A 23,195-nucleotide genomic window follows, 5' to 3' on the forward strand; every position below is an offset into this window, starting at 1 on the left:
TCAGAAGAGTATCAACGGTTCATAATGCAATATATCGATACTAATACTGACCCCGCTCGGGTTCCTGAGGATGTCGAACCTCTGTTGCAAGCGATGCTCTCGAATCAGCAGATCAGGTACGAGGGACAAGATGATCTAGCACGTGTTACTGATGCAATAAAATACGAACGGGAGCGACAGGATAGACGTCAAACGTCCCCATATACTGGAAATAGCGAGTTTGTCGAATCGATTATTGATGTCTTTGGGTTCGACCCACTAGATTTTCAGGTAGAGAGTTGGGAAACAGTAGATGCGTTGGCCGAAGAGTGTCATACTGGGAGCGAGAGCAAAGCGGCCATATTTTCTGCACCAACCGGGTTCGGAAAGACGGAGGCTTTTCTCGGACCGCTGTATCAGTTATTACGAGAAGAGCGTCAGGAGTCAGTGGCAATTGTCTATCCAAGCCGAGCGCTACTACAGGATCAACTCGGTCGTATTCTTGAACATATACACAGTATCAGAAGTGACCATGGCGACCAGCTCTCTGTCGGCTGTTACGTCGGTGGTATGCCGTGGGAACGCTCTGAAGTTGGCCAGAAGAATTTCTTCGAAAATAGTGGAGGCCGACCACGCTTTACACTCTGTAACTGCTGGTGTGGTGAAGCCGATTCTCACTCATTTGAGCTCCACGGGACGAGCAAATCGTATATGTTGCAGTGTGAGAATAACTCCAAGCACAGTTTCAACGACAAAGAGCTAGTGCTCTCCCGGAAGGATCTGGTATTTAATTCGACACCGGACATCGTGCTGACGACACTTGAATCGCTGGAAAACTTCGCACACAAACCCCACTATTCATTGGTGGACAAATTTGGCACGATCGTTCTGGACGAGGTACACCTGTACACAGGCCTCCGTGGTGCCCACGCATCACACATCATCCAGAATGTCAACGATATTTCCGATGACCCCTTGCTGTGGCTCGGTTCCAGTGCGACCATTGACAATCCAGAACGGTTCGGACGGCAGATTTTCGGCCTCAACTCGTCGAATATCGAAACGACTGAGCCGCCACAAACTGACTACGATGACAGTCACGACGATCACGAGCACTACTACTTCATGCTTTCTCCAGAAGATGGACCAGGAGTGACATCTATGGCCATCCAGCAATCTATGCTCTTGGGTCATACTATGCTTGAAGATACTGGGGGTAACCGGAGCAAGCAACTGTCGTTCATCGACAGTATTTCTCAAATAAACCAGCAACGCGTACAACTGTCGGATGCAGATGGGAGCAATGAGTTATGGCAATATCACCGTAATAACCAATTTGACGAAGACTGGGACACAGTTGCGGCAGATATGGGTCAGCAGTTTATAGACGAGTCGCTGGAATTAATGCCAGTCTATTCAGACGCAGGCTTTGACCGAGAGCGAGCAGCTGAGAGTGACATACTCTTGTCTACTAACTTTCTCGAAGTTGGTATCGACGTTGGAGAAATTAAGATTATCACACAGCATCGAACACCGTGGGATTTATCGTCCTTCCTACAACGAGCTGGTCGAGCTGCTAGAAAACCTGGAATGGATTCCCATATTGCTGTGTACCTTTCTAATCTCACAGGTGATGCAAATATGTTTTACCGGGCAGACCGGTTCCTTGGATCAGATATTCGGACCCCCCTCAACACAGACAATCGTGTCGTCAAGTGGATGCACGAACGGTTTAATCAGTACTACAACACGATAACAGAAATTAACGAGCAACGGTTTCGGTCAGCACTTGAAGAGCATGAGACGTTCTTAGAAACGTATCTGTGCGACGACCTGGGATATGAACCGTTCTATCGGATGTTGATGGAGCCACAGGCGTTTTTCAAAGAGCAATTTGGGATGGATGTAGAGGCTGACCGACTACTATCGTCGAATGTCCTCGAAGACATCTGTGGCCAGATTGATGAGTTTCAGTCGGAACAGCGGTCAGAAGTAGCAGATATTGAGGAGTACTTCGATATGGAGGACGGTGATGTGGTTCACGGAACCGATGCCGTCGATACGTTCTTGCTGAAAGTCCAAAATCAAACCTTGGAGGTAATCCACACCTTCGATGGCCAAGTATCCGGGTTCGAGAACGAACTTGAAGAGTACGATGCCAGTGGATATCAGACACTTGTCGCAGAACTTGATACCGAGCTCATGTCTGCTAAAGAGCGGGCCAAAACGCTCCCCGAAGACCCTTCGGTTGCTGTTAACCAATTTTCATCCCTACTGGCTACACTCTTTGGACTGATAGGAAAGCTGATGAATCTACGTAACATGGCCAATAATGCTTCTGACGATGCCTTACCACAAGTTGATCAGGGAAAAATTTCAGACCTGAGTGACATCGTCAATCAACTCGAAATCTTATGCGAAGACGAACGACTGGAAGAGTATTACAAACTTGAGGAGCAGATACACTATCTGGATGCCGCTCTCGACGAGTACGCTTCGTACCTGGACATGAAAACCCCGTACAATTCACTATACAGTATCAAAGACTTGCTTCGAAGTGCGTATTATTTCGATATCTACCTCCAGACCGTTGGTGACCAACTTGACGACGAGATCTGGTTTGTTCCGCCCGATTACTACGGGAGTGCCGGTCAATTTGTTAAGATATTCCGAGGTTCGAGTGATGACAAACGTCCAGAAGAATCTATCGATCAAATCGTCAATACCTATGCCCCGTATCGATCCGAGTATCAGGCGGAGTCTGGTATTATGGAAGCGTTCCTTCCGGAAACCAAAGTAACAGACGTCGGTGTCGTGATGGACTACACAGGTGATGTGACGGGGGAAGAACAGGGTGGCATCCTCGTTCCAGATACCGTCCAACTATCCCAAATGGAAGATCTTTCAGGTGAGAGTGCGATGGAGATTGTCCAGTACTGTCCTGAATGTTTCCAAGTAATTCAGGGCGGACTCGACGAGTGCCTTCGCCACGAAGAGCGTGAGTACGGTAAGATTCACTCCGAACCGCATGTCGACACCACGGTTACAGAACGCACACCGATCGACTCGACGGGTAATTTGACCCTGGCTAATCTTCAGGCACAAGTCTCTCTCCAGAGCGTAACTCTCGAAATTACACCTGGAAAGTACTATGGAGAAGAGATCGGTGTCGCATTCGACAGTGATGCCGATCGGTTTACTCAGGAACTCCAGAGCCCGGATGTGCCACTTGGGTTTCGAACCAGGACTCGCGGGCTTGCGTACGACATGGAATCGTTCCTGGATGGTCTCGAAGAGAAAGTCGGTGAGTACGTTAACCGCTACAAAGATACCAGTGAGTACGATATCTCATTTCTCGCATATCACACTGCAGCCCACTTCTTCATGCAATTCGTGACTGATGTAAGCAGCGTCAATAATCAACGAGTCTTCTATGGCTTCGACCAAGAAATCGGAGAAGTGTACGTTTTTGAACGAACTGAAGGCGGACAGGGAATCGTTGATCTAGTGTATGATGAACTGGAGTCAGACCCGGGCAGTGTGCTTGAGTCCATGAACCGCCTGCTGTATAACGAACAAGTCATCAGTGAGCGGCTTTGGGCGAACTCGGCTTTCGTCGCAGAGCTTCCAGAAGATAACACCGGCGAAGAGAACATTCGACCGATTGTCCAGGAGTATACCGGAATCCGCTTCAAAGATGTCCTCGACAGAGTTACTGAAGAAATTATATCGACGGTCGACCGTGCTCACCAGTTTGCTGCTGACGAACATATCGATAGTAGAGACAGCTACGAACTGAAACATCTCGTCGCGACAGCTCAGATCAGCGGAGAAGAGTTCCCCGAAAAAATGGTATCTGAACACGAATCTGATATAGACGATTCTGAGAGGGTGAAAACAGCCTTCTATTCGCCCGACATCGACGGCTGTGTAGAGAACTTGCACATTATGGAATGTATTGCCGCCGGTGATCAGAGTGATACATTAAGTTACGTTATATTAGAGGCGTTACGTGAACATTTGACTGAATCGGTGTCCTCAACTGAAGTGGTTGATGAAATGTTTGACCGTGAACTGCCACCAGGAGGTGAGATAGATGGTACGAGCATTTTCGTTGACTTCTGATAGCCTGAGTTATTTTATTGGCTATACTCTTATCCACTCATCCCGAACCGTGATAGTCTCGCCGTGGCTGAGTGACGTTGACCTTCGGTTCCCAGTCAACAATAATCTTGAAAGTCGTCATATGACTCTTCTAGAGGCAATACCACAATTGCCGGACACCGAGGTCACGTTTGTTGTCCGGAAGGGCGAGGATCACAATGACTTCGTCCGTGATAGACTTCCAAAGGATGTCGAAATGATTGCTGTTGATGATTTACACGCAAAAGTTGTTGTCTGTGATGAGTACGCCTACGTCGGATCCGCTAACGTAACACATGGTGGACTCACAATCAATCGGGAAATCTGTAAAATCGTCGAAAATGAGTATGGGGATGCAGAGAAGTATATCGGAGAAGAGATTGATGTGAATGTGGAGTAACTAAACAGCGCTATTCTACTTCCGTACGAGCCTCAGTCGGCACACCCTCTGGCGTCCGAATGTCCAGTATCCATTCTGAACCAACTTCTTCTTCGAGCAAATCTGCGATATCTTCTTCGTAATCCAGCAGGTCCCCTGAATCTAATGTCACCAGAATCCCCGAACCACCGTCTGCAGTCCATCCCGCTGCATCCGTCACAATTGTCGCATCATTATCGTTCCCGATGAGCCCATGGACAGCAAACTCTAGCTCAAGTGAGCCACTTGGAAAGACGATGTTGTCTTCCAGTTGTTGTTCCAGAAACTTGAGCCGTCGATCGATGGCTTTGAGATACCGACGGAACCGACGAAGTACCTCACGGCTGTCATCGAGGGATGCAAGCGTCATCTGTATATCTCGAACGTGTTTGGCGTCATTCTTGCCGATATAAACACGCCGGTCATCAAGCCCATAGTTTTCAATATCTCCTTCCTCCTCCATCAGGAATTCTACCAAGTCTTTATATATATCTGTTCTGCGATTGGAAACGTTATCCAGTTCGTTCTTGACGGACTCGCTAACAACGAGTTCGACCAGCTCAGACTCCACAAGTGACTTCGAACGAGTTGTCTCCCACTCCTGCTGGATGAAGTTTAGCAGGACACACGTATCGACGAATACCTCCTCTGGTGGTTTGCCCTCCATCATGCTAATTTCCAAAGTAGTCAGCGGCAAGATTGCGGAAGGCAGTCTCCATCTTGTCATCACCAGCGGGATAATCCGAGTATTCCGGAAGTAGTCCAGCGTCGTCCAGTTCGGCTTCGAAAGTCTCAATCCTCGCTTGCAGCTGTTTGTTAAAATCGCTGAGTTGCTGTTGACGCTCTTCTCGTAGTATCCCTGCAGAGGGACCAGTCGCTGTTTCCTGAGAGATTACAAGACATGGGTAGCGCCAGACATAGTAGTAATAGAACTCCTGCATTGACTGGATTGCCTCAAGATGTGCTTCGTCCAACTGATCAGGGTCCCTTTTCGAGAGCATCATGAGCCCATCCTCTATGACATCAGTACCGGCGACCACACCGTCAAAAGTCGGTGATAGAGACTCCGCTGTTTGAATCGTGCAATGGAGATCAGAGATCTCGAGCCCAACAGAGCGTACCAGGTCGTCGATTGATTCTTCAGGAGTTTCACCGGTAAGGTGGGCTTCAATCGCTTCTTCTATGTCCCGCAGGTGGATTCTGAGATGTGTACTCTGGACGTAGAGATCACGATACGCATCGGGTGCGTGAGCGAGATAGAAATTTTGAAGAAATCGCATCGTATTTTGGTGCCACACATTCGGGAGTTCCGAGATATAAAAGTCGATAATGTCATTCGTTCTCAGGTCCTCTCCCGACCCCCCAAGAGAATTTGACTCCGATTCTGACTCAGGACTATCCGAGAACAGGACTGGATCGATTGTCGCACCGTCGTCTGGGCGGGCTTCAGTAGAGAATTCTTCCGACAATGTGTCTGCACTCGTGGATTTATCATCTGCAGCTGTGAACGAATCAAGACTCTCTTCAGTGATATCGTCGAGTGTACTATGACTATCCGACCCGGCCAGCTCGGAGAAAGCAGTTTCAAGTGTGTTCGGTGTAGCCTGGTCTCCCGGTAGTACGGCTCCCGCTAGATACCAACTGTACGTGATTGAGAGGTCAAACTCATCGACCGCAAGATAGAGCAACTTTTGTAACTTCGTCTTGTTCGCGTACGCCGGGTCAATACCAGTCTCTGCCATCGCCTCGGCGATACACGTGACTAATGTGTTTATTTGCTCGTGCTCAGTGTTCGTTAGTTCGACCATCCCAGGCTTCTCGTTTCAAACAGGAGAGTCAACACTAATATATCTTTGTAGAAGCGGGGAGTGAAATTGATTTTAAAAATTGAAACTGTCTGGTGTGGTTATTACCGCGTGTAGCAAAAATAAAAATTTAGTTATTTTCTGGAATGTGGTTTTGAACGGTTTGCCACTGTCGCGAGAGGGTGACAGGACTGACAAATGCGATCGATGCCAGTTCCTCTTGAGTTATTGACTCTTCGTTACAATGTGCTGCGCCATACAGTAGTGCCGCAGCCATGCCCGTCGGGCTCTGCCCCACGTGGTCTTCGGACTCGATAACCCGCTGACCGATTTCATGTGCATGACGACGTACAGCATGTGGGAGACCAGCTTCGGAGGCAAACCGTGGTAGATAATCTGTCGGGAGCGGCGGGGCCAGTTCCACATCGAACTCCCGAACAAGCTTGCTGAAGGACGCACGTATCTCGTCAGCTCCAACAGGGGAAGCCGCGGCAACTTCTTTAATTGGGAACGGCCGACCGCTATTCCGGGCCGTAGCGTGCATGCACGCGGCGGCCATTGCCTCGATCGACTGCCCAACGAGCAGCCCCTCATCCGCAGACTGACGATAGAGATGTGCCGCCTGTTCAGTAAGGTCATCAGAACACTCTATGGCCGCTGCTACGGCTCGGAGTTCTTTGAGTCCGTGGCGGAGTGCTTCACGGTCATGTCGAAGGCGTTTATTCAAACGCGCCCATCGACCAGCGTCTGCATCGCCACCTGTTCCGATGGTTGTCCCCACCGCTATCCGCGAGGTAGTGCCTGAAGGCGCAGTGCGTCGCTGGTTCCGAGGTCGCCAGCTTGGCTCGGTAAATTCGACTTCGACAGCCGTCTGGACAGCGCCACAGGCCATACAGTACCATTCGCCTGCAGAGCTGCGTGCAAACGACGTGCTGCTGCACTCTTCGCAACCCTTTGTTGTGTCGAACGATTTTGCGTCCCGTTCAACTCGCGCTGTGGAATCTTCCGATGGAGACCGAGATTTGGACGCAGCGGTTGCTGTGCGATTGTATTGCGAACAACGCTGGTTTGACGATGCCATCAAGCCGTGCCGGGGATTCCGGCTATGACTCGTAGATTGAATCCGGCGTAGCGGGCTGAGATTAGTGCCCCGCGCTGCCTTCAATTAACATAGAGAACCGGGGGTACTTAAATTGTTAAACTGTATCCGTAGATTTCATCGTGCCCTTTGTATATGAGTATGGCCTCGATCAGGCCTCATTGGATCAGTTTGCATCTAGTATATCGAGAGCTGCTTCACGGGTTTGTTGCAGTGTTTCAATTATTTTCTGTCGAAGTGTTTCTTCGATAGTGTGCTCTGGCAATGTATTTAGATGGCCTTTTTCATAGACAGCAACAAGTTCACTAGCTCGTTGGTTGGACTGTTGCATGGCTTCTTTGATATGGACGAATGATGTCTCTTCGACATTAGATTCGATATTTGCAAGGATGAGCTCGTGTGTTGCACTGATAGCTTTAGGGATTGTGCTAGTGTTATCTTCGGTTATTAATACTTCTATAGTGTCATCAAGTTCCTCATATTTCCTACTAAATATATCCTCAATATTCCTACTAAGATTTGTCTCACCTGTGTCATTTTCAATATCAGTATAGTCCGAAAGATTAGTTTTCTTACTCTCTATTTTTGTCTGAGCAGTTTCTGTTTGTTTCGGTACGTCCACGGCCCTTAATTTCTTTTCACGCCTCGCAATTTTATCAGATGATTTCTCGGTGAACTGAGAGAGTAATTTCAATCCGACAGGTTCGTCGTGTAAGTTACTTGCTCGTCGAATCGCAGCGAGTGCCCAAAGTGCCCCCTCATCGTCAATACAAAACTCCTCATCTCGTGCGTGGTCAATCAATTCTTTAGATGTCTCCACCAGTGATGGGGGGAGATCACTGACGCTATTCACGTACTCGACTACCGCAATTGGATTGGATGGAAGTGTTTCAATCCCTCTGAGTGCCTGACGCTGTTCTTGATATCTGTTCCGTATCGTAACCTCGGAGACGTTAGCAACATCGCCGATTTGACTCTGTGTTACTTTTGATCCGACATCACGACAAGCATTGTACACGGCTGCTGCTGCCCACCCTGACGGACTTTTCCCGCTTGAAAGTCCTCTGTTTTCAGTGATCTCAACGATCTCGTGTGCTCGTTCTCCAATCTTGGCATCTAAATCCAGTTCACGACAATACCGGTCAATGTAGTGATCGCTCCCAAAGAACGCCGACGCGTTAAGTCCGACGGTAGTTGCGATGTCCTTTGATCGCCGAAGAAGTCCAGTCCGAGTTACAATTGTATCATCAGCATCAGCAATATCTGTTGGGTCAAGTGGGACATCTGTAACTTTGCAAGCACAATAGAGTGATGAGGCGGCCACCAATTCGAGTGCCGTCCCGATAAGATCCTCTCTTTCGTTTTTGTATTGTTCTATGAGAGATTTTGCCATCTCAACCGTAGAGGACGGAATATCTAGTTCTTTTGCTAACCAATCGATTCTGTCGCCCAATACATTTGTTCTGTCTGATTTTGATACTGACTGAACGACGGTGAAATCGCGTTCTGAGGAAGATTCAATCTCCGACTTTGAACTCTGTGGGAGGACATCATTTAAGATTTCGTCGATCTCATCCATTCGATCCGAAGCCATATCTTTTTACATATTTTTTAGAAGTGTATATATGCACGGCCAGAAGCTTTATATTTACCTCTGGTTTGGGAATCGATCCTAACTGACAATACCAGTTCACACTACTGCCTAATGCTAATGTACTCTCTTTGTGTGTACGAGTTGAGTGTATCCCCACATATGTCAATTTAATATTACAACTGGTTGTGATTTTCTCTTTCAATTTATATAACCTCATCTGACTCTACTGAGTGATGAAAGGGCTACTGTTGAGAAACCCCACCGGCTCAACCACTACACGTAACGACAACAGTCACACTGCCACTTCTTCATCAGCACAACTAATCAACCTATGAGTAGCCATAGATACGCGGATACGACCGAGATTCCGGAAGAATTGTCACACTTGATCAAGCGCGATGTCCAGCATATTTCCTTTCCGGACCGAATTTATGCGCTGGGCGGTGGCGGCCGGAAGATGGTGCTCGAGATGTTCGAGCAAGACTGGGTCGCCATCGAAGCCATGCGAGGCCGAACCCAAGACATTACTATCATCTTCATGGACTCGGCATCGGAAAACGAAGAGAATCATGCGGACGATGTCGCTGACCTTGTCCAGAAACTCGATTATCTGGAGCAAACACTGCAAGAGGAGACACCATCTGGAGTTGATGTCGGAGGTATTGAAATCAATGATCGACTCATCACTGACCAGGTGAATATCACAACGAGGGCGTCGCTTACGGGCAGTGAAACCGTCGACGAGGTCATTGAGCACACAGAGGCCGAGCACTGGTGGGTTTCTGAAGAACACTTAGATGCCACTGACAACTCTGGCGACTTCTACGATGTGAGCCAGGGTGCAGTCAAGCGACGTGCACTCGGCAAGGCCCTCCACTACAAAGCACTGGCCAATGGTGGACGTGAATACCGCGATTCGATGTACACGGCGGCCGAGGAATCCAATATCGCTGTCTTCACTGGCCTTGGCGGTGGGACCGGTAGTGGTACCTTCATCGATGTAGCGCGAATGATCCGTGACAGGAATCAAAGCGCCAATATTGAACTGTTTACCACGCTGCCTACTTCCGGCCAACGCGACCAAGCACAAGCAAACGCGTTTGCTGCCCTCTCTGAATTGGAGTATCAGAGTCTCAACGGGGAGACCATTTTCAACGATATGTATCTGTTCCCGTTAGAGCCTACGGAACTACGGAGTGAAACAACCGAGAGTCCAGAACTGCGTGAGTTCGATCAGGCAATGTCCTACGCAATTGTTGGCGCGTACAACAACGCTGACCGAGACTTTGCATTTGCGAATACCTCAAGTTATTCACCGTTCACCGTCGTGGTGCCGCAGGTATTGCGGTACAACCGAGACGAGATTAAACGGAAAAAAGAGGAGATTCACGCCCTCTTGGATACGAAACGGGAGATACTCAACCTCGAATACTATCATTTCGAGGCTGTCACGGAGTACATCTCTGAGTTCTATCCGAACGCCAGGTCAGTTTCGGGTAGCGACCTCAGCGATGACGCTCGACAGTATATTATTGATCGACTCAGAGAGTTCGAGCGGCTCATCACTAGTGACCTCCTGGAAAAACTGGAGATTGAAATAACGGATTACAGTACCCAACTCTTGGAAGATATCTACGGCGATGAACTAGATCCAGAGGTAGACACACTTACCGAAGTCATCCAACGTCGTGGGATCGACGACATTATCGGTGATATCGAATTCACCATCGAGCGACGGGATATCTCAGGCGGTCGAGTTGATAATTACGCCGAGTTTGGTGATGAGTATGTACGTGATATTGTTCACACGGAAATCTATCGACTGAAGGAGTCCTTTGATACCCTCTGTCGCTTGCGTGGCGCCGAGAAGGAGGCAATCGATTCATCAGGTGCTGAAGTTGCTACGGATGCTGACACGAAACTGCTTGAGACGATGCTCGTCCCCTCCTTCGAACGGGGAGCTGAAAAGAAACGCTGGCGGTCACTCGATACAGCCAAAGAGAACACGCAACAGGAACGTGATCAGACGATCGAGGATCTCGAATCCACAATAAAAGACCTTGAAGCAGAACGTGAGGAATTTGAGCAGGCTACCGAAGAGTACTCTGCAGAATTCTGGTCGAATGCCGAACCAATCATTGCTGACCTGATTACGCTTCAGGAGATGAACGTTGACAAAGTAGTCCGAGAATTCGTCTCTGAACTGGAACAGTACGCTGAGTCAGTGTCAAATGAGGAAGACCTCACAGCAATCCGAGACTCGGATGTTACAACGGCATTGGAGCAATTTAAAAAAGAGCTGGACGAGAGCCTGGACAGTGACGTAGGTCAGTCTGAAGGCATCGATATTTCGAACCTCGAAGAGGAGGTGTCGGAAAGTCTCGATATCGTTAAGACACTCCGTCGAAGGTGGGACGAACTCGAATCGGAATCGAGTAGCAGTGGATTGTTAAATCGGGTCCTCGGCTCGAATGGGGATGGGACGGTCGAGTCCGACCGATACCGAACGCCCTACCAGCAATTGAATCAGTATGCGCTTTTTGAAGCCCCGCGCCCGCCGAATCAGCAGACCACACTGGAACGGACGGAGTTCACTGTGACCGTCGAACGCGACCTCGAGACTGAAGTCACTCAGCAAATCGATCAGTTGCGATCCGAACTGTGGCGTGAACTTCGAGACCAGTACGAAGATTTGCTCTCACGACTCCCCGAATCAGACTCACAGACCACTTCGTCTGGAATCGCGGGTAGTAATGGAACCAGTTCACAGGAACTTACCGATGAGTTTGATACTCTGGTCACAAACACATCACCACAGAAACTAGAGTCAGAAATCAGGGAGCTGGTCCACAGAACTGTCGAATCCGAAATTACGACAGATATTGACCAGTACGAGCGTGAGATCGAGGAGCTAAAAGAAAAACGCGACTCGCTATCACAAAAATACGATCGTTTGGACCAGGCTCACGACGTATATGAAGAACTCACTGGGCGGGCTGAGACTCCACTCCGTGAGTTGTACCAGCGCTACCAAGATGACTTCAGCGACGAAATCTTCGATATCCCACACCAGCGGTCAACTCGACACGCAATCGAGAATCTCTACAAACATCAGGTAACTCCTGCAGATCTCTCGAGTGCAGTCAAACGGCCGTCACTGGCGGAGACCGACCTCCTCGAAACCCGGTCTGATGGGGAGGTTTCACAGGAGCGCCAGGACATCCGGAAATCGTTCAAGCGGATCGTCAGCAACCGCGTCCTTGACAACCAGTACAACGGCCTCGAGCGTGAACGGCTTCGAACTGCCGACGTGCCGACCTATCAGGACACAGGAGTCTATGTCGCATATGCCAGTGAAGCGCTTGATGAAAGTTCCAGAACGAGTGGGAAACTAAATCCGAACGATTTCGAGGAAATCCAGGAGTCACTCGAAGAGAACTTCCACATCGACGAGCCTGCCAACCAGTACGACGAGTGGTTCATTCAGAATGGCGACCCCTGGGAGGTGTCGATGTGTGTCTACATACAGGGAATCTCTTTCCTCGACAATCTCCGTGATGTCATTGCGATGGACGGCTACTGGTCAAAATATCAAGCGCTCACGAAACAGCGAAATGAAGCACAAACAATTGAGCGCCATGCGTACGGACTCGAACGCGGATTCTATCCCATCAGAACAGAGCTGGTGGATATTAACGGTAATACCGAGTTCTTCCTCGAGGAGTCATCTGACATCATCAGATCTGGCCTGCAAGATCGGTATGACCGGATTCGAATAGATGCTTTCGATGAGCAACCGGAAGAGCCAACTCTTGAGACCGGTCCAGAGGAGGAGGTGTGATATTTATGTCGACAACACAAACTATCGCCGGCCGCTACCAGCAGTACCGTGATGAAATTTGGCTATCCGTTTATACTCTCCTGATTCTCTTCTCAGGATATGTAATCGGGGGCGTTATCAGTCGGGCATTTGGCAGTTACAGTGGACTGCAAGAGAGCCTTCGAAACGTCATTGAATTCATTCCACTTTTCGACTTTGTCGCGTTCGTATCGGTTATTATCGGGGTGTATCTGGGGCTATTGACACTCTTGTTCCTCGATTTCAAAAAGCGGATTCAAACTCTGTTGCTAGGGTTTGGAACGCTCTTCAGTTTCCTAATCATCTGGAGTGAGGGGATCATGTTCACTGTGATGGGTCCAGTTGATTATGTGATCATCCTCCTCGTCGGCCTCTTTGTGACGTTCACCGTTGGTGGTGCGACGCTCCGACGACTTACTGTCAATCCGGACAATACGTTCAGAGTTCGGTCCTGGTTCACTACTGACGGAGACGAACCTGTAGAATTCCCGCAGGCAGCTCGGTATCTGAAACTGATCCTTGCTGTCTTTGTCTTTATATCGGTGTTCGAAGCGTATACGCAGTATAATACGTTTATTGTCCCGAGTGAAGAGTTCCTAAAAATCCAGACTAGTGCAATGGAAAGTTTTGAAGCCGGTGGGTCAGAGAGTGCAGTGGCTCGTGATATCCTGTTCAGCACACTCTTCGTTGGCGCATTCTGGCAGTTCCTGGACTACGAAGCTGGGAAACGGATCGTGTTTATCGGCCCCCCAAGAAGCGGTAAGACGCATCTCATCCTCGGTCTCTACACCGCTGCACAGAACGCGAACTATAATCCTCGAGGTGTGTCCAAATTCATCACCGATCAGAAAGAGTATATCATAAACAACCGCGAGTGGGCTGAAGCAACAGAAGAGCAGACCCATAAAATGGGTTTCAGTTACACCAGCCAGGATATTTTCAGCAAAAATATCCATATTGATGGCCTCGATTATCCGGGGGAATACTCGTATTATATCCCGGATGGCCTGGCCCTGATGAAAGATGGAATGGCACTACCAGACACTCCCATCGACAATCCGATCGAGAAACTTCCGCCTGGAATGGACCTCGCTGACGTGGGAGAGCAGTTTGCAAGTATCGACAGTGCCGACCCACAGTGGAATTTCCTAGTCGCAAACGCAGAAAATGGATTTGAGAGACAATATAAAGATCTGATTGACGAGATTGAACGGCAGCGGGACAGTCGGAGAGGTGGCGGCGGTGACCGGAATGCTGCCTATCTCCATCTTGTCTGCTCGGTACTCCCACGAGTCCGCGATGCCGACACGCTTGGGTTTATGTTCGATATGAGCCAGTACAAAAACTGGGAGACAGACGGTGGTGGTCGTTATCTCGAGGTTGAATACTATCAGCGGATCATCGATGAGGCGAACGCAAATCAGAGCATAGGTATTGCAACCAAAAGTGATACACTCAAGGGGGAATTCGTCGAAGATCGTCGAATCGAACCGGCGGACAATTACGATGAGTTCCAGAACTATGTCAACGAGCATCTTCTCAATTCGCCCTATCGTGGTGCGATACAATCGCTTCAGATCAAACCAGTTCCAATCTATATTCATAATGAATCTGATCGGCCTGAGGTGCCCGTTCGTACCTTCGGAATCGAACCACTGCTGACAAAATTTGGTGAGTGAATATGAGTGTCTTAGAAGTCTTTGACTCGCGTGGGCGCGCACTGTACCCCGACGACGGAAGCGACGATGCTGCAATGCGAGATTATTTCGATGATCATGTGTTTGCGATGGCAACGACAGATGAGGGTGCTGTAATCGAAATGTATCTCCGGGTCAAAACGGAGAACCAGCGAGAGCAAGTCTCACTTCGTTTCCAGGGGACGAATGCTGACACAATTTTAGCCGACTGTCGAAACGCTGTTCAGAGACTATTGGTGGATCAGCGCGGGTGGGAAATCATGGAACCGTATGGAACTGGACCTGAAGAAGTATTCTGGCATGCAATTTGGCAGTCAAACCAGACAACTGCTACCGACCAGTCCCTACCCAAGTTCTTCCGTAATGAACGACATGGCCTCGGACTGGACCCACTTTCCGTCGACATTCTCCAACAGTTTCCACTCGAAGATAATTCGCCGCCAGCACGGATTCTTGCATCAGACTACGAGAATATAGCAAATGCACTCGTGCTGTTTCAGGGGTCGGAATATACAGTTTCCGTCTCACGGGCCCGGAGAATACCACCAGAGCACGCACAGATTCATTTCTCACTATCACAGAACCAAGTGTCCAACTTCGAATTGCACTCTGACACTACTGGATTTATTGAACAGAGAAAGAGCCAACACCGAGAAGAAAAGCGGAAAGAGAAACTCCAGTCTCTTCAGGCCACGATCGGTGAATTGAATGAACTAGGTGCCAATCAGAGTCAACTAAAAGATTCCCTGTCAGGTGCACTTGGTTCTACGTACCCGGATCTGAAACTGCTTACAGCGGGGAAGCTGAATGAACTCAGGAAGCAGGCAAGGTCAACTTCAAGGCTGGAACCGAGTAAATCTTTGAAAGCCGGTCATACTGGTCCGTCTCCATTGAGAGGACTCTTTTCTGTAAAAAAAGGGGCACTACTACTGATACCAATAATCGTAATCATTTGTATCGGTATGATACTTATGTTCACATCGATTGGCATTCCGTTAATAGACAACAATGGATCAACAGATGCAGCATCCAGCGAGTTTACAATTGAACTTACAGAAGCAACTGAACAACTCGAAAGAGGTCAGTCGTTCAATGCCTCTATCGAGATTAGCAATACCGGAACTGTGTCAGATAGTCAACCGATAGTGCTATCGGTAACAGAGAATACGACAGATGAAACTACTGTCAATTTGGGCCCTGGTGAGAACCAGTCCGTGGACCTTTCGACCTCGGTAGCGGCTCTGAGTGAAAATGAATACGAATATTCCATTGAGTCAAACGACGATAGTATCGAGGGGACGTTCAATATCACTAATTAATATTTTCTGATTTGGTAGCATGTTTGAGTTAGATGGAAGCACGCTCAGAATTGCGACCCGAGCGCATCATCGCAAAAGTACGACATCAGCGACAATCCTTCTGTAGCATGTCGCAAGTGTATATACACCATATCGTCAGTCTGTGATTCCTGTCAACATATCTGCTTCGTGACCATCTCATAGTAAGTACTGGGAAAGCATATAAACTAATACAACGAATAAAAGTATGTCCAAGAGTAGCACCCATATGTTCTCATCAGAGATTTCGGTTTCTAACATAGTGGCGTCCGGTTACTCCGTCGCCAATGGGAGGGCAAGTTTGTATCCTAATCCTGGACAGGGAAAGAGTGTCAGAACCCGTGTCAGGTGTCAACAAAAACAGACCGAGTTCAAAAGACGGTGACTGAATGATAGAATGAATACATCTGTGTCTGACTCCCCTACAACGCCGGTAGAGAGTGACAAATCCTTGGAGCCAGTCGATGTGTCGGAGACGGATCACGAACAACTCCTGTTCTACCTGGCTGGCAGGGTTCCAGTTCCACTTCAGGAACTGGCCCAAGACACGAAGCAGTCCATCGCCGCGCTACGAGAGTACTTCAACGAGGAGTTACAGAGTGAAGTCGATCTCGACTCAACTTGCTTTGTTCGTCTCATGGATTCAGCTCGGAATCCGGTTATTCGAGCTTCGAAGCCATATATCAAATCTGGCCAGGGCCAATTCGATGCCGGTCAGTCATCGATCGACCAGGACTTATTTTACGACGCTCTTGAGCATTTCAAGAGGAGTATCACGATATTTGAGGAAATTCAATCTCGGTTCGAGAGCGTAAACTACGCTTCTAAGAAACTTAACCAGCGTATCGAAACTACACGAATCTCTATCGATGAAGCCGAAGAAGCAGTGGGGGACTCGGCGAATAGAGTCGAGACGCTCCTCAACGACGAGCAATCGGATGCAGATTCAAGAACGTCTCCCGAATCAGAGGCCCCAGGTTCCGGTACCGGCGACAGAGAGGCGATGCTTGAAGTCGTAAGGAACCTGCACGACCAGCTCGGGCGTGTCCCGAAAACGACCGAACTTTCTGATGACTGCGAGTACTCGCCATCCGATTTCTATAGTGAATTCGGGAGTTGGGACGAGACGCTGGAAGCCGCAGGAATTGATAAAGAACAGGCGCTGTTGGAGGATCTAGAACGGGTGGCAGAGAAACTCGGACGCGTTCCGAGTTCCACGGAGATGGACGAATATGGGACCTATTCGGGATCGACCTACTCGTCGTACTTCGAATCTTGGAGCACCGCACTGGACCGGTCCAGACTTGAGGTAGACCGCGACGGGAGGTTGCTTAAGACGATTCGGTCCCTTCACAAAAGCCTGGACCGACTTCCAAAGGGTACCGACCTCCGTGACGTGTCGGGCATCAGTCAGCACGACTACATCAAAAACTTCGGAAGCTGGGACGAGGCGCTCGAAGCCGCCGGAATCGATAAAGAGCAGCACCTCATTGACGATCTCAAGCAAGTCGCAGTGGAGGTCGGCGGCAAACCTAGAACGACAGATGCCGATCATTTTGGGGAATACTCATCTGGAATGCACCAGAAATATTTTGAGTCGTGGGACGCAGCACTGGAAGCTGCTGACCTCTCATCTATGGACACAGCGACAAGAGCGAGTGAAGAGACGGAAGAGGAGCCCAGTGGCACTGCGACGATAGCTCCATCTACACCAATCGAGAACATCACGTCTCAGGTTGACGGTGTCGGCCGCAGTACCATTCGAGCGGTCAAAAAGGCAGGATACAACACAGCGGGTGAATTGCACGGTGTCCAACCGGGAGAAATTACGAAATATAATGGGGTCGGTCGGACGAAGGCGTTCAAGTTGGTTCGTTTCGCTACTGAGTGTGTATCTGGTAACAGTGCCTCTTCGGGACAGTCCTCTAACTACCGCCCGAGTGCTGATCAGTCCTCTTCATCGAACCGAGGGGCGAATTCGAATCGAGTACATTCTAGCGCACTGAACAGTTCATGGGAGACGATTCCCGCAAACGAGCGGATTGATGGACAGTTCTTACTTCAGGTAACCAACGTCGATCAAGGAGTCGGCGATCGGAAGACTGCCCAGTTGGATGTCCGGGATCAGAATGGGCAGGAGTTCAAGATGAACGTCTGGTCGAAGCACGACATCGACCGAGAGTGGAGAGAGAATGAGTGGTACGCACTTGAGAACGCACGTGGAAAGGTGTGGGATTCAAGTGATGGAATGACACGGAAACAGCTCAGCAGTACGAAAGATCTTAACATCGACGAACTCGGTGAGGACTTCGATCCGAACGAGTCGTCTGCCGAAGAAACGTCAAAGCCAGCGTCTACATCGCAGCAACCGGGGGCGACACCTGACGAGGATATCTCCGAGACTACACCCAACTCCACGACGTCCAGTCGAGACACCGTGCCAAAAGTTGATGACGAAGAGTCCAGCGAGGATGACGGGGCCGACAACGATGGAGTACTCGGCGATATTATGTCTGACTTCGACGAAATCTAGCCGTTTCGGGCCTTGACAATATATTTCGAACAAACGGGGTTTAGTCAATGTTTTCTATCAATATAGACGAAGACTGAGGACAAACTTCCCACACCAAGATTTGGTACCACACAGGCGTGTCATAGATAGTTTCACACACTCTGTCTGTTCAAGTATTGACAGGAATCGCGTGCAAGATGCCGGGCGCGTATCGGACACTCTGTTTGGGTATTCCGCGACGGAACGATGATTGAAATCAATATCTTCGTAATAAACTATGGCTGCAGAAAATATCGCAGCACTGTTTCAAGACCAATAACCCCTATGGAGTATTAATAGGCAACCAGAACAATTAGTACTCTACCAGAAATAATTGCCATATATGTTTGAGAGTTTAGAAACCACCACTATATTTGAAGTCGCCCCGACGCGAAACGATGGAGAGCTGTTCTGGATTCACGAGATAGAAAACCCGAGTGGATTCTTCGTAGGATGTAACACCCCATCAGATGTATTGGACCAAATCATTGAATCTGAGAAGGATGTTGACGAAACGATCGAGACCTGTGGATATACGATGGTTTTAGATCGGCCCGAGGACCCATCTCCTGACAGAGTCGGAGATCCTCCTGACGGCCCGACTGTTATAGAGGTTACTCAGGAGGTTGAATACGATCAACTATTTTCGGTCACCGATACCGACCATAAAAATGGGAAAGGCAATGAGCAGTGGGATAAGCCGATTAGACTCTACAAAAAGTCGTTCTATAGAATTGAGGATCCTCCCACAGTATTCGGGAATACTTGGGGGAAAACGACAGAGATGTTCGAATCGATTCAGAACCGAGGAATCGATCCGATATTGATCTATGATGATGTCTCATTCATCTTCAACCGGCCATACGGGTCGTTGTGATAGCAATATCACTTCCAGCCAATTCGGACGTACTCGCCCCAAAATAGACGAACCGTTGTGCTGACTACACGCTCTATATTTTGCACTGTCTTCTGTACTCATACTCAGCCCAGCATTTTCCTCACACTTTTTGCATCGCAACAAATCGGCTGTGGGCTCTCTATGACAAGTTATTAATATAAATAATATTTTTTGACGTGCAATATATGTCGCCAACTGAGTATTTATTCTTCTGTCTCCAACCGACCATGTCGCTGGTCGATATCGTCTAGCATGTCGAGTGTTTTCCGTACCGAGGCACGAATGGCATCGCTCCGGTTGACGAATTTCTTATCATCCCCGACGTGTTCGTCCAAGTCGTTCATAAGTTCATCCGGGATCTCAACAGTCACCTTTGGCATATCTGGATATTCTCCAGGGAATACCAAAGTTTTTTCGAGAGACATAGTCGGACTATTCTCAGTGAGCGGCGTCTATGAGTTAGATTTAAGTGCAACGGCAATATTCTTCAGACATGGCTCAGGGAATATCGGATGTCGAAAAAGAGAATACACTTCTCTCAGAAGCAGGTGAAAGAACACTTCGAATTGGTGAAGACAAACCAATTCGGATCAGTACGGGACACCGAATACTCCACCACGACGGCGCATGTTCGCGGCCACACGGGCACAATTTCGAGATTACTGTCGAGGTGACTGGGACCCTGACAGAGGAGGGGTGGGTTGTGGACAAAGGGGTCGTCACCGATATTATCGACGAGTGGGATCACAGATTCATCGTTCAAAAAGGCGACCCACTGATTCCAGCGTTCAAAGAAGCAGGAGACGAAGACGGCCTCGTTGTCATTGAGGAACCTCCGACATCTGAAGTGCTCTCGGTGCTCCTCGAAAAACAGCTTGAAGAGAGGCTATCGGACAATGTCTCGGAGGTCAAAGCGACAGTCCGGGAAACGGGCGAGCTCTGTGCAACGTACTAATGCCGGTTGCCAGTGAGGTCTCAGACATCGGCTCAGAAACACCGCCGGAAGCAGATGCACTCCCGATTAACGAACTATTCTATTCCTTGCAGGGAGAAGGGAAATTGACCGGGACACCGTCGGTGTTCATTCGGACCTCTGGATGTAATCTCCGTTGCTGGTTCTGTGATTCCTATCATACCTCGTGGGAACCAACCGGGGCTTGGATGACCCTCGACGAGATCGTTGAGGAGGTGGAGTCGTTCGACGCAGCGGACCATGTGGTTCTCACGGGTGGTGAACCGATGATTCACGACGAGTGCGCTACGCTCCTCGATGAATTATCGGAACGTGGGTACCATACTACAGTCGAGACGAACGGGACGATCTATCACGACACCTCAATTGACCTCGCCAGTATCAGTCCGAAACTGGCTAGCTCGACTCCAACCGCAGACGTGGACCCGAAAGGCGATGGCGAGTGGGCAGAGAGACACGAGAATCAACGTATCGACATGGTGGAACTCTCGCAACTCGTCGATAGCTATGACACTCAACTCAAATTCGTGGTTACCGCGCGGGAGGATATGGAGGAGATAGAGAACCTCGTCAAGCGCGTCCGCAGTAATACGGAAGCGACGATTCGAGACTCGGATATACTGCTAATGCCTGAGGGCGTGACCAGAGAGCAATTGGACGAACGCCGTGGGGCAGTCGCCGAGTTAGCACAGGAGTACGGGTATCGATATACTCCTCGACTTCACGTGGACCTTTGGAACGATGCACCCGGGACGTAGCTGAAGAAAGCAAGATACCAATGAATAGAGATCACTCCCAACTGGAAAGTAGTACAGGCCAAACCTCTCCGACAACGACACCCGTCGATATGGAAAAAGCACAAAGAGGGACAAAACTACTCCTGGAAGCGATCGGTGAAGATCCAGAGAGAGGAGCCCTTGCTGAGACGTGGCAACGTCGAGTTCCAGACGTGTTGAAGACTCTGAGTGAGGGACAACGTACCGAAGAAAAACCAGTCCTTCGGACGTTCGAGGCAGATAACGAGGAGTTGGTGATCAAAACCGGGATTCCAATCTACAGCCTCTGTGAGCACCATCTCCTTCCGTTCCATGGCGTGGCCCACATCGCCTATAAGCCGGACGGAGAAGTGGTTGGCCTGTCGAAACTGTCAAGATATGTCCGATGGAAGGCGCGCCAGTTAACGATGCAGGAGGAGTTGACACATGAGATTGCGACCGGCCTGCAGGAAGAGTTAGGTGCATCATCGGTGTTAGTCGAACTTTCAGCGACACACCTCTGCGAGGCGATGCGCGGAATCGAAACGCCAACCGAAACGACCACGCGATCGACTGCGGGCGAACCGAGCGAACAAGACCGACAGCAGTTCCGAACTGCAATCCAAAGACATGACTGAGAACAACCGAGCTGTAATCCTCGTATCGGGCGGTATGGATAGTGCGACGGCCGTGTATGAAGCGATGGACCGTGGGTACGAGCCATATCTTTTGCACACGTCGTACGGGCAGGAGACCGAAGACAAAGAGTACGAGTGTGCAAAAGCGCTTGCAGAGGAAATCGACGCTGAAGACTTCCTGCACGTTGCCACAGAACATCTGGCAGCAATCGGTGCCTCGAGTTTGACCGACGATGAAATCGATGTCGAAGAGGCAGATCCAGACAATGAGGATATCCCATCCTCGTACGTGCCATTCAGGAATTCAAACTTGCTCTCGATGGCTGTCTCATACGCCGAAGGCAACGACTGTGATGCGGTATTTATTGGTGCACACTCGGAAGATTTCGCTGGGTATCCGGATTGTCGGCCGGCGTTCTTCGAAGCGTTTCAGGGCGTAATCGACGCCGGCACGAAACCCGAAACGGAGATTGAACTGATCGCACCCTTTGTCGAGTGGTCGAAGACAGATATCGCCGAACGTGGAGACGAACTGGGTGTGCCATACGAACTAACGTGGAGTTGCTATCGGAGTGAGGAACCTGCGTGCGGGACCTGTGATTCTTGTGCGTTCAGACTCGAATCCTTCCAGAATATCGGTGAGACAGATCCGATCGAGTATGCTGAGCGGCCGTCCTACGCTGAATCGGCCTGATTACCGATTATCATGCCGTTCGTATTGTTCAGCATAAGCCCTGGACTGCTCAGTTTACTTAAATTAATTAGGTAGTATTCGTTTATTTTTATCATGTCAGACAATCTCTTCCGCGTTACAGTAGATGAACCAAACTACGGCAACGTTCTTGGGACGCCACCAACGACTGAAAAACTGCGAACTGCTAATCTCGTCTCATTAGAAGGTTCAAGACTGTGGGCGCAACGTAACAGTGAGAATGGGCAACAGGTTTACGAAACAATGGAGTCTGGCGACGGATTACTTTTCTACAAAGTCAAACGAGGTATTGCGAGTGATGAAGGAATGTACGTCGGAACAGCCAGGGTAGAAAATAAACATCGACTGAATGAAGAGCAAGCAAAGGCCCTGTTTCAAACACCAGTCGCAACGCTGGCCTATACTGTGACTGGTTTTACCGAGATCAACAAATCAATTCAAGATGTCAAGGCGGTTCTTGGGTACAAATCGTATCCACAGAGTAGTCATCGGGTCACTGACGACAGGTATACATCCGTAGACAATGCTCTACAAACGCTGACTGAATAGGGGACGGAGTTGACAATGATCAGTCGCCGCCAATTACCTCCACATCCTGCTCAGACCGGTACGCCGACAGTTCCACAGATATGTCGGAGTAACCAGTCCTACGAAATTTTTCGCGGCAAATAAAAAAGAAGCAATTTGTTTAGTAATTATACGCCGTATCTTTCCCTAATTGAGCGAGCGTAAACACA

At 49.2% G+C, this 23,195-nt stretch carries 17 protein-coding genes; 12 read left to right on the plus strand and 5 right to left on the minus strand.

All coding sequences use genetic code 11. From position 1 onward, the window contains the following. Positions 1-24 precede the first annotated feature (24 nt). Positions 25-4,104: a DEAD/DEAH box helicase gene (locus tag EOW68_RS15950; RefSeq protein ID WP_128226163.1), complete on the plus strand. Its 4,080-nt coding sequence runs from the start codon at positions 25-27 to the stop codon at positions 4,102-4,104. Positions 4,105-4,225: 121 nt separating this feature from the next. Continuing rightward, a complete protein-coding gene (locus tag EOW68_RS15955) occupies positions 4,226-4,522 on the plus strand; it encodes a phospholipase D-like domain-containing protein (protein ID WP_431358988.1) in 297 nt (98 codons plus the stop codon). 10 nt (positions 4,523-4,532) lie between these two features. On the opposite strand, the gene EOW68_RS15960 is transcribed toward EOW68_RS15955, so the two are convergent. From EOW68_RS15960 to EOW68_RS15975, 4 genes are all read right to left on the minus strand, one after another. Further along, positions 4,533-5,210, minus strand: a complete 678-nt coding sequence (locus EOW68_RS15960; protein WP_128226165.1) for a DUF8169 family protein — start codon at positions 5,208-5,210, stop codon at positions 4,533-4,535. 1 nt (position 5,211) lies between these two features. Beyond that, on the minus strand, positions 5,212-6,348 hold the full coding sequence (locus EOW68_RS15965; protein WP_128226166.1) for a DUF8098 family protein: 1,137 nt from the start codon (positions 6,346-6,348) through the stop codon (positions 5,212-5,214). A 127-nt stretch (positions 6,349-6,475) separates the two neighbouring features. Beyond that, entirely contained in the window at positions 6,476-7,426 is a 951-nt protein-coding gene (locus EOW68_RS15970) for a transcription initiation factor IIB (RefSeq protein WP_128226167.1), read from the minus strand. 184 nt (positions 7,427-7,610) lie between these two features. Then, positions 7,611-9,023 carry a transcription factor IIIB 50 kDa subunit gene (locus EOW68_RS15975; protein WP_431358989.1) on the minus strand — a complete coding sequence of 471 codons (1,413 nt, stop codon included), beginning with the start codon at positions 9,021-9,023 and terminating at the stop codon, positions 7,611-7,613. Positions 9,024-9,369: 346 nt separating this feature from the next. On the opposite strand from EOW68_RS15975, the gene EOW68_RS15980 reads away from it, so the two are divergent. The 5 genes from EOW68_RS15980 (at position 9,370) to EOW68_RS16000 (ending at position 19,359) form a co-directional block, all read left to right on the plus strand. After that, entirely contained in the window at positions 9,370-12,879 is a 3,510-nt protein-coding gene (locus EOW68_RS15980; RefSeq protein WP_128226169.1) for a tubulin-like doman-containing protein, read from the plus strand. A gap of 5 nt (positions 12,880-12,884) precedes the next feature. Further along, a complete protein-coding gene (locus tag EOW68_RS15985; RefSeq protein ID WP_128226170.1) occupies positions 12,885-14,576 on the plus strand; it encodes a hypothetical protein in 1,692 nt (563 codons plus the stop codon). 2 nt (positions 14,577-14,578) lie between these two features. Then, positions 14,579-15,913 (plus strand): COG1361 family protein, encoded by a 1,335-nt coding sequence (locus tag EOW68_RS15990; protein WP_128226171.1) that lies wholly within the window; start codon positions 14,579-14,581, stop codon positions 15,911-15,913. 484 nt (positions 15,914-16,397) lie between these two features. Beyond that, complete coding sequence (locus tag EOW68_RS15995; RefSeq protein ID WP_128226172.1) at positions 16,398-18,464, plus strand: homing endonuclease associated repeat-containing protein; 2,067 nt, start codon at positions 16,398-16,400, stop codon at positions 18,462-18,464. Positions 18,465-18,825: 361 nt separating this feature from the next. Further along, positions 18,826-19,359, plus strand: coding sequence for a hypothetical protein (locus tag EOW68_RS16000; RefSeq protein ID WP_128226173.1), 534 nt, complete (start codon positions 18,826-18,828; stop codon positions 19,357-19,359). A gap of 224 nt (positions 19,360-19,583) precedes the next feature. Here EOW68_RS16000 and EOW68_RS16005 read toward each other — a convergent pair whose 3' ends face one another. Beyond that, positions 19,584-19,760 carry a ribbon-helix-helix domain-containing protein gene (locus EOW68_RS16005; protein WP_128226174.1) on the minus strand — a complete coding sequence of 59 codons (177 nt, stop codon included), beginning with the start codon at positions 19,758-19,760 and terminating at the stop codon, positions 19,584-19,586. A gap of 113 nt (positions 19,761-19,873) precedes the next feature. Here EOW68_RS16005 and EOW68_RS16010 point away from each other — a divergent pair, with 113 nt between their 5' ends. From EOW68_RS16010 to EOW68_RS16030, 5 genes are all read left to right on the plus strand, one after another. Continuing rightward, entirely contained in the window at positions 19,874-20,335 is a 462-nt protein-coding gene (locus EOW68_RS16010; RefSeq protein ID WP_128226175.1) for a 6-pyruvoyl trahydropterin synthase family protein, read from the plus strand. Further along, entirely contained in the window at positions 20,335-21,111 is a 777-nt protein-coding gene (locus EOW68_RS16015) for a 7-carboxy-7-deazaguanine synthase QueE (RefSeq protein WP_128226176.1), read from the plus strand. The genes EOW68_RS16010 and EOW68_RS16015 overlap by 1 nt, the downstream gene beginning before the upstream one ends. A gap of 89 nt (positions 21,112-21,200) precedes the next feature. Continuing rightward, positions 21,201-21,746 carry a GTP cyclohydrolase I gene (gene folE / locus EOW68_RS16020; RefSeq protein WP_431358990.1) on the plus strand — a complete coding sequence of 182 codons (546 nt, stop codon included), beginning with the start codon at positions 21,201-21,203 and terminating at the stop codon, positions 21,744-21,746. Beyond that, positions 21,739-22,440, plus strand: coding sequence for a 7-cyano-7-deazaguanine synthase QueC (gene queC, locus EOW68_RS16025; RefSeq protein WP_128226178.1), 702 nt, complete (start codon positions 21,739-21,741; stop codon positions 22,438-22,440). The genes folE and queC overlap by 8 nt, the downstream gene beginning before the upstream one ends. 93 nt (positions 22,441-22,533) lie before the next feature. After that, the gene (locus EOW68_RS16030) at positions 22,534-23,007 is read left to right on the plus strand and encodes an EVE domain-containing protein (RefSeq protein WP_128226179.1); all 474 of its coding nucleotides are present in this window, start codon (positions 22,534-22,536) and stop codon (positions 23,005-23,007) included. Positions 23,008-23,195: the final 188 nt, after the last annotated feature.

Source organism: Halovenus amylolytica (assembly GCA_004015825.1).
GTDB lineage: Archaea > Halobacteriota > Halobacteria > Halobacteriales > Haloarculaceae > Halovenus > Halovenus amylolytica.